This is a genomic window from Brevundimonas sp. Bb-A, assembly GCF_009394735.1.
Lineage (GTDB): Bacteria > Pseudomonadota > Alphaproteobacteria > Caulobacterales > Caulobacteraceae > Brevundimonas > Brevundimonas aurantiaca.
Genome location: NZ_CP045456.1, coordinates 1,945,842 through 1,960,273, shown reverse-complemented (window position 1 = coordinate 1,960,273; position 14,432 = coordinate 1,945,842). Strand labels below are relative to the sequence as shown.

The 14,432-nt window shown below is 67.3% G+C and carries 15 protein-coding genes; 3 read left to right on the top strand and 12 right to left on the bottom strand.

Features of this window, described 5'->3' with window-relative positions; genetic code table 11:
- Positions 1-15: 15 nt before the first annotated feature.
- On the bottom strand, positions 16-876 hold the full coding sequence (locus BSP_RS09655) for an NAD(P)-dependent oxidoreductase (protein WP_152950204.1): 861 nt from the start codon (positions 874-876) through the stop codon (positions 16-18).
- Between the two features lie 122 nt (positions 877-998).
- On the opposite strand from BSP_RS09655, the gene BSP_RS09650 reads away from it, so the two are divergent.
- Positions 999-1,898, top strand: coding sequence for a flagellar motor protein MotB (locus BSP_RS09650; protein WP_152950202.1), 900 nt, complete (start codon positions 999-1,001; stop codon positions 1,896-1,898).
- Between the two features lie 114 nt (positions 1,899-2,012).
- Positions 2,013-2,750 carry an arginyltransferase gene (locus BSP_RS09645; protein ID WP_152950200.1) on the top strand — a complete coding sequence of 246 codons (738 nt, stop codon included), beginning with the start codon at positions 2,013-2,015 and terminating at the stop codon, positions 2,748-2,750.
- 24 nt (positions 2,751-2,774) lie between these two features.
- Here the strand turns inward: BSP_RS09645 and parC are convergent, their stop codons facing one another.
- A complete protein-coding gene (gene parC / locus BSP_RS09640) occupies positions 2,775-4,988 on the bottom strand; it encodes a DNA topoisomerase IV subunit A (RefSeq protein WP_152950198.1) in 2,214 nt (737 codons plus the stop codon).
- Positions 4,989-5,136: 148 nt separating this feature from the next.
- Here parC and BSP_RS09635 point away from each other — a divergent pair, with 148 nt between their 5' ends.
- Positions 5,137-6,867, top strand: a complete 1,731-nt coding sequence (locus tag BSP_RS09635; protein WP_054765632.1) for a cytochrome c biogenesis protein DipZ — start codon at positions 5,137-5,139, stop codon at positions 6,865-6,867.
- 6 nt (positions 6,868-6,873) lie between these two features.
- On the opposite strand, the gene BSP_RS09630 is transcribed toward BSP_RS09635, so the two are convergent.
- From BSP_RS09630 to BSP_RS09585, 10 genes are read right to left on the bottom strand one after another with little or no spacing between them, the layout of a single operon-like run.
- Positions 6,874-7,260 (bottom strand): iron-sulfur cluster assembly accessory protein, encoded by a 387-nt coding sequence (locus BSP_RS09630; protein ID WP_054765631.1) that lies wholly within the window; start codon positions 7,258-7,260, stop codon positions 6,874-6,876.
- On the bottom strand, positions 7,260-7,649 hold the full coding sequence (locus BSP_RS09625; protein WP_054765630.1) for an SUF system Fe-S cluster assembly protein: 390 nt from the start codon (positions 7,647-7,649) through the stop codon (positions 7,260-7,262). Before BSP_RS09625 ends, BSP_RS09630 begins: the two co-directional genes overlap by 1 nt.
- 4 nt (positions 7,650-7,653) lie before the next feature.
- Complete coding sequence (locus BSP_RS09620; RefSeq protein ID WP_152950196.1) at positions 7,654-8,892, bottom strand: aminotransferase class V-fold PLP-dependent enzyme; 1,239 nt, start codon at positions 8,890-8,892, stop codon at positions 7,654-7,656.
- Positions 8,871-9,893 carry a Fe-S cluster assembly protein SufD gene (sufD, locus tag BSP_RS09615; protein ID WP_152950194.1) on the bottom strand — a complete coding sequence of 341 codons (1,023 nt, stop codon included), beginning with the start codon at positions 9,891-9,893 and terminating at the stop codon, positions 8,871-8,873. The genes BSP_RS09620 and sufD overlap by 22 nt, the downstream gene beginning before the upstream one ends.
- Positions 9,890-10,639: a Fe-S cluster assembly ATPase SufC gene (gene sufC, locus BSP_RS09610; RefSeq protein ID WP_054765627.1), complete on the bottom strand. Its 750-nt coding sequence runs from the start codon at positions 10,637-10,639 to the stop codon at positions 9,890-9,892. The genes sufD and sufC overlap by 4 nt, the downstream gene beginning before the upstream one ends.
- A 1-nt stretch (position 10,640) precedes the next feature.
- Positions 10,641-10,946, bottom strand: a complete 306-nt coding sequence (locus tag BSP_RS09605) for a type II toxin-antitoxin system RelE/ParE family toxin (protein ID WP_152950192.1) — start codon at positions 10,944-10,946, stop codon at positions 10,641-10,643.
- Positions 10,943-11,203 carry a hypothetical protein gene (locus BSP_RS09600; RefSeq protein ID WP_054765625.1) on the bottom strand — a complete coding sequence of 87 codons (261 nt, stop codon included), beginning with the start codon at positions 11,201-11,203 and terminating at the stop codon, positions 10,943-10,945. Before BSP_RS09600 ends, BSP_RS09605 begins: the two co-directional genes overlap by 4 nt.
- A 52-nt stretch (positions 11,204-11,255) precedes the next feature.
- Positions 11,256-12,722 (bottom strand): Fe-S cluster assembly protein SufB, encoded by a 1,467-nt coding sequence (gene sufB, locus BSP_RS09595; RefSeq protein ID WP_152950190.1) that lies wholly within the window; start codon positions 12,720-12,722, stop codon positions 11,256-11,258.
- On the bottom strand, positions 12,722-13,861 hold the full coding sequence (locus BSP_RS09590; protein WP_152950188.1) for a cysteine desulfurase family protein: 1,140 nt from the start codon (positions 13,859-13,861) through the stop codon (positions 12,722-12,724). Before BSP_RS09590 ends, sufB begins: the two co-directional genes overlap by 1 nt.
- Positions 13,858-14,340 (bottom strand): Rrf2 family transcriptional regulator, encoded by a 483-nt coding sequence (locus BSP_RS09585; RefSeq protein ID WP_054765622.1) that lies wholly within the window; start codon positions 14,338-14,340, stop codon positions 13,858-13,860. Before BSP_RS09585 ends, BSP_RS09590 begins: the two co-directional genes overlap by 4 nt.
- Between the last annotated feature and the right edge of the window lie 92 nt (positions 14,341-14,432).

Sequence of the window (14,432 nt, the reverse complement as noted above, 5' to 3'; positions counted from 1 at the left end):
CCCGCACCGGCGGCTTCAGCTCTTGGGCTGAAGCCGCGCAGCCAGGCTGGAGGTGTCCCAGCGATTGCCGCCCATGGCCTGGACCTCGGCGTAGAACTGATCGACCAGGGCCGTCAGGGCCAGGCGCGCCCCGTTCGACCGCGCCTCGTCCAGAACCAAGCCCAGATCCTTTCGCATCCAGTCGACGGCGAAGCCGAAGTCGAACTGGCCCTGGGCGGCGGTCTTCCAGCGATTGTCCATCTGCCAGCTCTGCGCCGCCCCCTTGGACACGGCGTCGAAGACGGCGTCCGTATCCAGGCCGGCGACCTGGGCGAAATGGACCGCTTCGGCCAGTCCCTGGACCACGCCGGCGATGGCGATCTGATTGACCATCTTTGTCAGCTGGCCCGAGCCCGCCGGTCCCATATGTTTGATCGCCTTGGAATAGGCCTTCAGCGCCGGTTCCGCCCGAGCCAGAGCCTCGGCGTCGCCGCCGGCCATGACGCTGAGCTGGCCGTTTTCGGCGCCCGCCTGACCGCCTGAGACCGGAGCGTCGATAAAGGCGCGCCCGACCTCGGCCGCCGCCTCGGCCATTTCCCGCGCCAGCCGGGCCGAGGTCGTGGTGTGATCCACGATGACCGCCCCTTCGGCCAGGTGCGGCAGGGCCTCGGTCACGACCGCACGCACGTCATCGTCATTGCCGACGCACAGGATGAAAAGCTCTGCTCCCTGCGCCGCCTCCGACACGGTCGCGGCCGCCCGCGCGCCCACGGCCTCGGCCCAGGCCTGCGCCTTGGCCTGGGTGCGGTTGAAGCCGACGACCCCATGGCCGGCGTTCACCAGGTGACGCGCCATCGGGGCGCCCATGACCCCCAGGCCGGCGAAAGCGATCTTCATGGCAGGCTCCCGTGTTCCCGCCTGGACTAGGCCGGGTCGGACAAGGGTTCAACCCAGGGCGCGGGTCAACGGGCGGTTAACCTTGCCGCGCCACACTGCCGCGAACTTGCCGGGGTGCGTCCATGTCCGTGAGCGATCGTCCGATCCTCATCAAGAAGGTGAAAAAGGTCTCCGGCGGAGGCCACCACGGCGGCGCCTGGAAGGTGGCCTATGCGGACTTCGTGACGGCCATGATGGCCTTCTTCCTGCTGATGTGGCTGATCAATACGACCGACCCGGAGCAGAAGAAGGGCATCGCCGAATATTTTGCGCCCGCCAGCGTGTCCGAAACCACCTCCGGCTCGGGCGGTCTTCTGGGCGGCACGGCGCTGGGCGACGACGGACCCAAGAGCTCCGGCTCGCAGTCGGTCATCGAACAGCTGGCCCCTGAGGCCCCGCCGGAGACGACCAACACCGGCCCCAGCTCAAACCTCGCCTCCGCCAGCGACGCCGCCCTGCAGGCCGAAATCCAGAAGCGCGAGGCGGCCGAGTTCGCCAGTGCGGCGGAATCGCTGCGTCAGGCCATGCAGTCCATGCCGGAACTGGCCGAACTGTCGAAACAGCTGATCGTGGATCAGACGCCCGAGGGCCTGCGCATCCAGCTGGTGGACCAGGAAGGCCGGTCCATGTTCGACAACAACTCGGCCCGACCCAATGCGCGGGCCCAGATCCTGCTGCGCGCCGTCGCCAAGGTGATCAACCAGCTGCCCAACCGCATCTCCATCACCGGCCACACCAGCGCCACGCCGGGCTCGAACCGCGCCAGCGGCCCGGCGGACTGGACCCTGTCCTCCGAACGGGCCAACGGCTCGCGGCTCGTGTTGCAAAGCGCGGGCGTGGACCCCGATCGGGTCTATTCGGTCGCCGGCAAGGCGGGCTCTGACCCCCTCTATCCCGACGATCCCAGCCTGCCGGGCAACCGCCGCATCGCCATCGTCCTGCTGCGCGAGGCCCCGGTCCTGCCTATGGACACCTCGCTGTGATCCTGAGCGGCTGTGGCGCCTTGGCGCTTGCGGCCGAGCGCTCAATCGCGCCAAATCGCGGCATGAGCGTCAGACCGTCCTATTTTGGGCCAGATCGGGTGCGGACCTAGAGTCGTGACCCAACATGTGCCGACACGCCAGCTCCGGTTCTTCATGACCTCGGTCGCCCCGTGTCCCTATCTGCCGGGCAAGACGGAACGGAAGGTCTTCGCAAACCTCCCCTTTTCGGACGGCGCCCACGTCAATGACGAACTGACCCTGGCGGGTTTCCGCCGCAGCCAGAACATCGCCTATCGCCCCGCCTGCGAAGCCTGCGACGCCTGCGTCTCCGTCCGCCTGCCTGTGCCGGACTTCGCCTTCAGCCGATCCCAGCGCAAGGTTCTGGCGCGCAACGCCGACCTGACGCGCGCCCTGGTCGAGGCCGAGGCCACGACCGAACAGTTCCAGCTGCTGCGCCGCTATCTGACCAGCCGCCACCCCTTGGGCGGCATGAGCGATATGGGCTGGCTCGACTATGTCGCCATGGTCGAGGACACGGCCGTCCGCACCCATCTGATAGAATACCGCCTGCCGTCCGACGACGGCGGGCCCGGCGACCTGGTCGCCGTGACCCTGACGGACCTGCTCAGAGACGGCCTGTCCATGGTCTACAGCTTCTACGACCCGCGTCTTGACCGCCGCAGCCTGGGCCGGTTCGCCATACTCGATCATGTACGTCAGGCGGCCCAGGTGGGCCTGCCCTTCGTCTATCTGGGCTACTGGGTCCGGGGCTCGGAGAAGATGGACTACAAGGCGGACTTCCGCCCCCTCGAGGTGCTGGGCAAGCTCGGCTGGAGCCGTTTGGAAGCCTGACTCGCACCCCGAAGCAGCGCCGTCCTATCTGAACTTCCGCAATCCCCTCGGCCCCTGGCGACCGGCCCCGGCGCGCTTGCCCAGCCAGTCCTTCCAGTCGGGCCAGTTGCGCCGCCGTCCGCCGCCGTCGGCCCATTCCGGCCCCTGTTCGGCGTTGAAGACCGTCACATCGGCCAGGCCGCCCTGTTTGAAGCTCTGCAGCTTCACCCCCTTGCCGCGCCCCATTTCGGGCAGGTCCGCCAGGGGGAAGATCAGGGTCTTGATGTTCTCGCCGATCGTCGCGACGTGATCGCCCATAGGATTGGTCGGCACGCGCAGCATGGCCAGCATCTCGCCGTTCAGCACCTGTTTGCCGCCCCGCTTCTGGGCCAGGGTGTCGTCCTCGGGCGCGATGAAGCCGTAGCCGGCCTTTGAGGCGATCAGCAGCTTGCCGCCCGGCTGGTGCGCCAGCAGATTGATGATCTCGGCCTTCTCGTCCAGGTCGATCATCAGCCGCAGCGGCTCGCCGTGGCCGCGGCCCGACGCCAGCTTGTCCGCGCCGATGGTGAAGATCCGGCCGTCCGACGCCCCGACCAGCAGCTTGTCCGTCGTATAGGCCGGAACCAGATAGGCCAGCTTGTCGCCTTCCTTGAACTTCAGCTCCGACGGATCCTCGACCTTGCCCTTGGCGGCGCGGATCCAGCCGCGCTCCGACAGGATGACGGTGATGGCCTCGCGCGGGATGAAGGCCTCGGGGGCCACGAATGCCGAGGCGTCGACCGCCTCGCCCATCGTCGTCCGCCGCGGCGAGATCAGCGCCTTGCGCACCGCCTCAAGCTCTTTGGAAACAGCCTTCCACTGCTTGCCTTCCGAAGACGTGAGCGCCTTCAGATTGGCAAGTTCTTCCGACAGCTCCTTGAATTCTTTCTCGATCGTCATCTCTTCCAGACGCGCCAGCTGGCGCAGCCGGGTGTCGAGGATGAAGTCGGCCTGGACCTCGGTCAGGCCGAAGCGAGCGATCAGGACGGCCTTGGGCTGGTCCTCCTCGCGGACAATGCGGATCACCTCGTCCAGGTTCAGGAAGACGATGCGCAGGCCTTCCAGCAGGTGCAGCCGCTTCTCGACCCGGGCGATCCGCCATTGCGACCGGCGGTTCAGCACCTCGCGCCGGTGGTCCAGGAAGGCCTTGAGACAGGCTTTCAGCCCCATGACGCGCGGCGTGCCGTCGGCGTCCAGCACGTTCATATTGATCGGGAAACGGACTTCCAGATCCGACAGCTTGAACAGGCTCTCCATCAGCATCTCGGGCTCGATGGTGCGGTTCTTGGGCTCCAGGATCAGTCGGATGTCCTCGGCCGACTCGTCGCGCACATCGCCCAGCAGCGGCGCTTTCTTGTGCTCGATCAGGTCGGCCATCGCCTCGATCAGGCGCGACTTCTGCACCTGGTACGGCATTTCGGTGACGACGATCCGCCAAACGCCGCGGCCCAGGTCCTCGGTCTCCCAACGCGCGCGCAGCCGCACCCCTCCCCGGCCCGTCTCATAGGCGTCCAGAATGGCTGCGCGGCCTTCGACAGCCACGCCGCCGGTGGGGAAGTCGGGTCCGGGGACCACCTGCACCAGCTCGTCCGTGGTCGCCTCGGGCCGCTCCAGCAACAGCTGACAGGCGTCGATCAGTTCGCCGACATTGTGCGGCGGGATGGAGGTCGCCATGCCCACGGCGATGCCCGAAGACCCGTTGGCCAGCAGATTGGGGAAGCCGGCCGGCAGGACGACCGGCTCCTCGTCCTGGTCGTCATAGGTGGGGCGGAAATCGACCGCGTCCTGGTCGATCCCCTCCAGCAGCAGGACGGCGGCCGCGGTCAGCTTGCACTCGGTATAGCGCATGGCCGCAGCGCTATCGCCGTCGATATTGCCGAAATTCCCCTGGCCGTCGACCAGCGGATAGCGCTGGGCGAAGTCCTGGGCCAGGCGCACCAGGGCCTCATAGATGGAGGCGTCGCCGTGAGGGTGGTATCCACCCATGACTTCGCCGACGACCTTGGCGCATTTGCGCGCCGCCGCCTGCGGGTTCAGCCGCATCTGGTGCATGGCGTACAGGATGCGCCTGTGCACGGGCTTGAACCCGTCCCGGACGTCGGGAAGGGCGCGGTTGGTGATGGTCGACAGGGCGTAGGCCAGATAGCGACGGCTGAGCGCCGTCTCCATCGGCTCGTCGATGATACGGCCGCCTTCCGGCGGCGGAGCGTGGATCGTCATGGGCCAGCGAATCGGGGATCGGAAGCGCGAAGTCTAGCCCGTTCGCGGCCGGCAGGTCGTCTATCTGTGGGAGATAATGTCATCGGCGGGGTAACCGAAGGCCGCCCGGCTTCGTATGTGGAGAACTCCACCCGCATCGGGCGCCCGCATGATCCTGTTTCTCTTGTCCTATCTCGCCGGCGTCCTGACGATCGTCAGCCCCTGCATCCTGCCCGTCCTGCCGTTCGTCTTCGCTCGGGCGGATCGACCGTTCGTCCGCAACGGCCTGCCTCTCCTGGTCGGCATGGCCGTCACCTTCGCCGGGGTGGCCAGTCTGGCGGCGCTCGGCGGCGGCTGGGCGGTGCGGGCCAATGAGGTCGGGCGATGGATCGCTCTGGCGGTCATGGCGGCGCTGGGCCTCAGCCTGCTGATCCCTGCCGTAGGGGACCGGTTGATGCGGCCCTTCGTGGCGGCCGGGTCCTGGCTGACCGATCGCGTCCAGCGCGGCTCGGACGACCGGGGCGAGGTGCGATCCTCCCTGTTGCTGGGCGTGGCGACCGGCCTGCTGTGGGCGCCCTGCGCAGGCCCGATCCTGGGGCTGATCCTGACCGGCGCGGCCTTGCAGGGCGCCGGCGTCGGCTCGACCGTCCTGTTGCTCGCCTATGCGGCGGGCGCCGCCACCTCCCTGGCCCTGGCCCTGCTGGTCGGCGGGCGGGTGTTCAAGGCGATGAAGGGCGCCCTGGGCGTCGGCGAATGGGTGCGGCGCGGCCTGGGGGTTCTGGTTCTGGTCGGGGTCGCCGCCATCGCTCTGGGCCTGGACACCGGCCTGCTGACCCGGATTTCGGCCGCCGGCACGGGACGGCTCGAACAGGCCCTGCTGACGACGGTCGGCCGCGGCGTCCCGACCAACACCGCCCCCGCCGACCTGAACAACCTGCCGGTCGAGGGCGTCATGCCGCCCCTGTCCGGCGCCACGACCTGGATCAACTCGCCGCCCCTGACCCGCGAGCAACTGCGCGGCAAGGTGGTGGTGGTCGACTTCTGGACCTATTCCTGCATCAACTGCCTGCGCGCCCTGCCCTATGTCCGCGCCTGGGCCGAAAAATATAAGGATCAGGGACTGGTTGTGATCGGCGTCCACACGCCCGAGTTCGCCTTCGAAAAGTCCGAGGCCAATGTGCGCGAGGCCGTCGCCCGTCTCGGGGTCGCCTATCCCGTAGCCATGGACAACGACTTCGCCGTCTGGCGCGCCTTCAAGAACCAGTACTGGCCCGCCCACTATTTCATCGACGCCCAGGGCCGGATCCGCCACCACCATTTCGGCGAGGGCGACTACGACGGCTCCGAACGGGTCATTCAGCAACTGCTGAAGGAGGCCGGCGCCGCCGACGTCGCTTCCGACCTGGTGCAGGTCCAGGCCCAGGGCGCCGAGGCCGCCGCCGACATGGCCCAGCTCGCCTCGCCCGAGACCTATGTCGGCTACGCCAGGGCCGAGAATTTCCGTTCGCCCGGTGGTTTCGCGCGCGACGCCGTCAAGACCTATGGGCCGGCGGCCTTGCGGCTGAACGACTGGAGCCTGACCGGCCCCTGGCGGGTGACGCGGGAACACGCCGCCCTGACGGCGCCGGGCGGACGCCTGGCCTTCCGGTTCAAGGCGCGGGATCTGCATCTGGTCATGGGGCCGGGTGAAGGCGACGCCGGGGTGCGCTTCCGGGTCCGGATCGACGGGGCCGCGCCGGGATCGGACGCGGGATCAGACATCGACGTCGAGGGCCAGGGCCGCATCGACCGCCAGCGTCTGTATCAGCTGGTTCGCCAGTCCGGCCCGGTGGGCGAACGCACCTTCGAGATCGAATTCCTGGACCCCGGCGTCCAGGTCTTCGCCTTCACCTTCGGCTAGTTCGGCTCAGCCCGCCGCCGGCACGATGGTGACGCTCTCGCCACAGCCGCAGGCGTCGGTCTGGTTGGGATTGTTGAACACGAATTTCGAGGCCAGCCGGGTCGTCTCATAGTCGATCTCGGTGCCGATCAGGAACAGGACGGCCTTGGGCTCGATCAATATGGTGACCCCCTTGTCCTCGACCACCTCGTCCAGGGGGCCGATCTCATCGGCATAGGCGAAGGTGTACTCCTGGCCTGCGCAGCCGCCGTTCTTGACCCCGATCCGCAGACCGATGTGGCTGTTGTCGGCCTTGTCCAGGATCTCACGCACCCGCTCGGCGGCCCGGTCCGTCAGGGTCACGACCTTGGGGCGCGGGCGGCGGGGACGGGATGTGGTTTGAAGTTCGCTCATCAGAACATGTTCAGGGCCAGCTTGGCCTCGTCGCTCATCTTGGAGGCGTCCCACGGCGGGTCGAACACCAGATTGGCCTTGGCGCTGCGAACGCCCTCCACCTTCTCCACCGCCGTCTCGACCCAGCCCGGCATCTCGCCGGCGACGGGACAGCCGGGCGCCGTCAGGGTCATGTCCACCACCACGTCGCGGTCGTCATTGACGTCCACCCGGTAGATCAGCCCCAGCTCATAGATATCGACCGGGATTTCCGGATCATAGACGGTCTTCAGCGCCTGAATCAGATCGTCGGTCAGCTGATCCAGCTCGGCCTGAGACAGGGCGCTCTTCTGCGGCTCGGCCCAGGCTTCCTTGAAGGCGTCGCTGTCTTGAATAGGGTCGTCTGTCATGGCGTTATACGAAGAAGTTCCGCGCCTTGATCAGCGCATCCACGAAGGCGTCGGCATCCTCCACGGTGTTATATAGGGCGAAGGAGGCGCGGGTGCTCGACGTCACCCCCATTCTTTTCGCCAAGGGCTCGGCGCAGTGCAGTCCGGCCCGCACCGCCACCCCGTAACGGTCCATGATCTGGGCCACGTCGTGGGCGTGGGCGCCCTCGACGGCGAAGGTCAGGATCGCGCCCTTGCCTTCCACCTGCCCCAGGATCCGCAGCCAGTTCTGCCCCCGCAGGCGATCAACCGCATGCTGGTACAGCGCATGCTCATGCGCCTGAACCGACGTCCGGTCGTATTGCGCCAGCCATTCCAGCGCCACGCCCAGGCCGATGGCCTCCAGGATGGGCGGCGTCCCCGCCTCGAACCGATGGGGCGGCTTGGCGTAGGTCACGCGGTCCGTCTCGACCGTCTCGATCATCTCGCCCCCGCCCTGATAGGGCGGCAGGGCCTCCAGCGCCTCGGCCTTGCCGTACAGGGCGCCGATGCCGGTCGGAGCGAACAGCTTGTGACCCGTCAGCACATAGAAGTCGCAGCCGATGGCCTGCACGTCCGGCGCCGCATGGACGGCGCCCTGGCAGCCGTCGATCAGCACCTGAGCGCCCGCCGCATGGGCCAGGTGGCTGATCTCCGCGACCGGATTGATGGTGCCCAGCACGTTCGACATATGGGTGACCGCGACCATTCGCGTCCTCGGTCCCAGCAGTTCGGCATAGGCCGCCATGTCCAGAGAGCCGTCGTCCAGCACCGGAATCCATCTGATCACCGCCCCGCGCCGCTCCCGCAGCAGATGCCACGGCACGATGTTGGAGTGATGCTCCATCTCCGAGACGATGATCTCGTCGCCCGGTTGGATTTGAAGCCCCAGCCCATTCGCCACAAGGTTGATCGCCTCGGTCCCGCCCTTGGTCCAGACCACCTGTTCCGCGCTCTCGGCGTTCAGGAAGCGGGCCACGATCTCCCGCGCCTTCTCGAAGGCCTCAGTCGCCTCGTTCGACAGGGTGTGCAGACCGCGGTGGACGTTGGCGTAGCCGCCCTCCATCGTCGCCACCAGGGCGTCGATCACCGCGCGCGGCTTCTGGGCCGAGGCGGCATTGTCCAGATAGATCAGCGGTCTCCCGTTCACCTGCCGCGACAGGATCGGAAACTGCGCCCGGACGGCGTAGGGATCAAACAGGGTCACAACCGAGCCGTCAGCCATTCCCGCGCCACCTCTCTTGCGCCCTCGTGCTCGATCCGGTCGATCACCTCGATCAGAAAGGCCTGGGTCAGCAGGGCGCGCGCCTCTTCGGCCGGGACGCCCCGCTGCTGCATGTAGAACAGGGCGCTCTCGTCCAGGGCCCCGACCGTGTTGCCGTGCGCGCACTGCACGTCGTCGGCATAGATGATCAGTTCCGGCTTGGCGTCGATCTCAGCCCGCTCAGAGGCGATCAGCGCATGGTGGCCCATCCGCGCATCGGTGCCGTCGGCGCCGCGTTCGACCACGATCTTGCCCTGAAAGACGCCGCGCGCGGTGTCACGAGCCACGCCCTTGATCAGCTGCGAGGTCGCGCCGTCATGCTCCATGTGCCGCACCACGCTGGTCAGGTCGGCATGGCGCGATCCGTTCAGCAGATAAAGGCCGTCCGCCTGGACCTGGGCGCCCTGGGCGAAATGGGAAATCCGGGTCTCGATCCGTTGCAGCCTGGCCCCGGTGGCGATGACGGTCTGGCGATAGACGCCGCCCGCCTCGACCTTCACATGGGCTTCTGACACGGAAATCCCGTCCTCCGGCTCCTCGACCAGAACGACGCGCGTCACCTCGGCCCCGGCCGCCACGTCCAGCTCCAGCGTATTGTGGGCGACATAGGCCGAGCCCGCGCCCTCATGCGTCTCCAACAGCAGCAGCTTGGCGCCCGCCCGCGCCGCCACCCGCGCGCTCGCCGTATGACCCGTTCCCACGGCGTCGGAGATGTAGCGCAGCCGCAGCGTCTGCTCGCCCGAGGCGATGAAGTCGGTCACGCCCACCGGTCGCCCGTTGGCGAAGACGACAGCCTCGCCGCCCAGGTCATAGAAGGGCCCCGGCGCGCCCACCGCCGCCGTACCCGACGGTGCCGGCGCCTCGCGCAGATAACGCTTCAGGTCGCTGTATTTCCACGCCTCATCCCGCCGCGACGGGAAGGTGGCGGCGTCGGCCAGGTCGATGGCGAAGGTCGCGCTCACGCCGGTTCCGGAAGATATTTGTCATATCCTTCCGCCTCCAGCTGATGCGCCAGCTCCGGCCCGCCCGAGGCCACGATGCGGCCGCCGGCCAGCACATGGACCCGGTCCGGTTTGATGTAGTCCAGCAGGCGCTGATAGTGGGTGATGACCAGCATGGCCCGGTCGGGCGACCGCAGGGCGTTCACCCCTTCGGACACGATGCGCAGGGCGTCGATGTCCAGCCCCGAATCCGTCTCATCCAGGATCAGCAGCGACGGCTCCAGCAGGGCCATCTGTAGGATCTCCATCCGCTTCTTCTCGCCGCCGGAGAAGCCGACGTTCAAAGGACGTTTCAGCATGTCGAAGTCCATCTTCAGCGCCTTGGACGCTTCGCGGACAAGCTTCAGGAAGGCCGGCGCCGCCACCTCCTCCTCGCCCCGCGCGCGCTTCTGGGCGTTCAGCGCCGTCCGCACGAAGGTCAGGGCCGGGACGCCGGGAATCTCGATCGGATACTGGAAGGACAGGAAGACGCCCTTGGCCGCCCGCTCGGACGGCTCCAGCGCCAGCAGGTCCTCGCCCGCCCATTCGACCGATCCTTCCGTCGCCTCATAGCCCGGCCGGCCCGACAGGGCGTAACCCAGGGTCGACTTTCCGGCCCCGTTCGGCCCCATGATGGCGTGCACTTCCCCCGCTGGCACTTCGAGCGTCAGCCCCTTGAGGATCGGCTTGTCGCCGACGGAGACGTGGAGGTTAGAGATGGAAAGCATCTTAGTTCGAATCTGACTTGGGCTGGACGGCGGCAAGGTCTTGCCGGGCGTCATAAAATGAAACGATCACCACCTCGTCAGGCAGAACCTGAAAGACGACGACCTTGCGCCAGCGTAGAAGGCTGGCTTCGCGAAATCCTCTCCATCGCGACGGCCGATAGCGAAAGGGATGATCGCCAAGCTTCAGCGACAAGGCTTCGCTTTCAGCCAGGGCTCGATCCGTCAGGCGCGGGTCCTGCTGCTCCAGCAGATCCAACCACTCCCTCTGCCCATCCCTGGCCTCCTTCGACCATCGGACGGTCCTCATCGCTTGAAGCGCGCCTTCAGTTCATCGAAGACCTCTTCATGGCTATAGACCCGTCCGGCCGCGACATCTTCGACGCCGCGACGGATCGAGGCGAGCTGCGCCTCCGAAAGCGGCGCTCCCAGTTGCGCTTCGCCGTCGGTGACAACCTGCTCGGCGGCCGAGGCGATGAATTCTTCCAATGGCATGCCGATCTCTGCAGCAGCGCGCTTCAGCCGATCGGCGGCGTCGGTATCGAACGGAACGGCGATGGTTTCCATTATGATTTCCCGCGCATAGGACTGATGCGCGGATCATACCACAGCGTCGCCATCACCCCACGCTCCCTTCCAGACTGATCGCCACCAGCTTCTGCGCCTCGACGGCGAACTCCATCGGCAGCTCCTGCAGCACGTCGCGGACGAAGCCGTTGACCAGCAGGGCCACCGCCTCCTCCTGCGACAGCCCGCGCTGCTGGGCGTAGAACAGCTGATCGTCCGACAGGCGCGTCGTCGTCGCCTCGTGCTCCAGCTGGGCCGAGCCGTTGCGGGCTTCGATATAGGGGATGGTGTGCGAGCCGCACTCCTTGCCGATCAGCAGACTGTCGCACTGGGTGAAGTTGCGCACCCCCGTCGCCTTCGGATGCACCGAAACCAGGCCGCGATAGGTTGAGTCCGACCGACCCGCCGACACCGCCTTGGCGATGATCCGCGACTTGGTGTTCTTGCCCAGGTGGATCATCTTGGTGCCGGTGTCGGCCTGCTGACGCCCGTTGGTGATGGCGATGGAATAGAACTCGCCCGAGCTGTCGTCGCCCTTCAGGATGCAGGACGGATATTTCCAGGTGACGGCCGAACCGGTCTCGACCTGGGTCCAGGACACCTTGGACCGGTCGCCCCGGCAATCGGCGCGCTTGGTGACAAAGTTGTAGATGCCGCCCCGCCCTTCCGCATCGCCGGGGTACCAGTTCTGGACCGTCGAATATTTCACCTCGGCGTCGTCCAGGGCCACGATCTCGACCACGGCCGCGTGCAGCTGGTTCTCGTCGCGCATCGGCGCGGTGCAGCCCTCAAGGTACGAGACGTAGCTGCCCTTGTCGGCGATGATCAGGGTGCGCTCGAACTGGCCCGTCTGGCTCGCATTGATGCGGAAATAGGTCGACAGCTCCATCGGGCAGCGCACGCCCGGCGGGATGTAGACGAACGACCCGTCCGAAAAGACCGCGCTGTTCAGGGCCGCGAAATAGTTGTCCGAGACCGGCACCACCGACCCCAGATATTTCCGCACCAGCTCAGGATATTCACGCAAGGCCTCGGAAATCGGCATGAAGATCACGCCCGCCTTGGCCAGCTCCTCCTTGAAGGTGGTGACCACGGACACGCTGTCGAACACGGCGTCCACGGCCACGCGCGGGGCGCCCTGCACCCCCGCCAGAACCTCCTGCTCCTTCAGCGGAATGCCCAGCTTCTTGTAGACGTCCAGGATCTCGGGATCGACCTCGTCCAGCGACTTCGGCCCTTCCTTCTTCTTCGGCGCGGCGTAGTAGAACAGGTCCTGATAATCGACGGGCTCGTAACGAACCGCCGCCCAGGTCGGCTCCTCCATCGCCAGCCAGCGTTCATAGGCGGCTAAGCGCCATTCCAGCATCCATTCCGGCTCGCCCTTCTTTTCGGAGATGAAGCGCACGATGTCGGCGTTCAGCCCCCTGGGGGCGAACTCCTGCTCCACATCCGAGGTGAAGCCGTACTTGTACCGTTCCAGTTCGGCGACGGCGTCGACGGTTTCCTTGACGGCGGCCATCAGGCGACCTCTCTCACGCGCGCGGCGGCGCGTGCCTTGTGTTTGGTCCAGGCGTCCACCCAGGCGTCGGCGAACCGCGCCCAGTCGCCCTCGGTCGTGCCCCAGCCGCCGGAGACGCGCACGCCCCCCGTGGCCAGCCTATTCAGTCCCATCGCGCTGATCGTCTTGGACGGCTTGACCTTGCCCGAGGAACAGGCCGAACCGGCGGACACCATGATCCCGGCCAGATCCAGGGTGATCAACTGTTGCGGGCTGTCCCAGCCCTCGACGGCCAAAAACAGGGTGTTGGGCAGGCGATCGGCGCCCTCGCCGATGATGGTCGCCCCGGCCGCCTTGACCCGCGCCTGGGCGGCGTCACGCCAGGCCGTATGCGACGCGACAGTCTCCAGATCGCGCGCGGCGCAGGCTGCGGCGACGCCGAAGCCTGCGATGCCGGGCCCGTTCTCGGTCCCGGCGCGCAGGCCCCGTTCCTGCCCCGCCCCGTGCAGGATACGCACGCCCGACACGCCTTCCTTGAAGACCAGGGCGCCGACGCCCTGGGGACCGCCCAGCTTGTGCGCCGACAGGGTCAGGCTGTCCGCATCCAGAGCCCGTATATCGACGGCGATCTTGCCCGCCGACTGGATGGCGTCGACGTGCAGCCAACCACCGACGGCCCGCACCAGGGCCGCCGCCTGCGCGATCGGCTGGATCACGCCGCTTTCATTGTTCGCATGATGGATGGCGACCACCGCCCGACCGGGCCGCGCCAAGGCCTCGGCCAGCCAGGCCAGATCGACCAAGCCGTTCGCATCGACCGGCAGAATCTCGACCGGCGCGCCTGCCGCCGCCGCAGCCTCGGCCACGCACGGATGTTCGGTCGCCGACACGATCAGCCGTTCGCACCCGGCCGCCAGGGCGCTGGCGATCGCTTGCGCATTGGCCTCGGTGCCGCCCGAGTTGAACACCACCGCCGTCGGATCGGCGCCGACCAGTTCGGCGACCTGGGCGCGCGCCGTCTCGATCCGCGCCCGCGCCCGACGGCCGGCGGCGTGGACCGCCGACGGATTGCCGTTGTCGGCCAGGGCCTTGGTCATGATCTCCAGAACCTCGGGCCGCACCAGCCCTGAGGCGTTGTAGTCCAGATAGACCGCGCTCATGCCGCCGCCTCCACCGCCACGGGCGGATCGACATGCTGGCGTCGCCGGCCGGTGCGGTTCATCACCACATCCTCCAGCGAAACCCCGGCCAGATAGCGATGGATCTCGTCGCCCAGATCTTCCCAAAGGTTGTGGGTGATGCAGCGCTCGCCGGCCAGCATGCAACCCTTGGGTGTTCCGTGGGCGACGCACCGGGTCGCGCGGATCGGCTCGTCCACGGCCAGAACGATTTCCGCCACCACCGTCTCATCCGCCCCCTTGGCCAGGCGATAGCCGCCGCCGGGCCCGCGCACGCTCTTGACCAGGCCGCTCTTGCGCAGCCGGGCGAACAGCTGCTCCAGGTAACTCAGCGAAATCTCCTGCCGCGCGGCGATCTCGGCTAAGGAAACCGCCCGGATTTCCCCGCCCGCGCCGCGTCCATTCTTCGCCAGATCGGCCATCGCCATGACGGCGTATCGTCCCTTGGTCGACAGACGCATATCGCACCTTCAAAAATTGCGCGCTTTTCGGGGCTCCTGTGCTAGAACCCGCGCCTTCGCAAAGGCGGCGCGCTTGCGGAGGGACTTAGAAA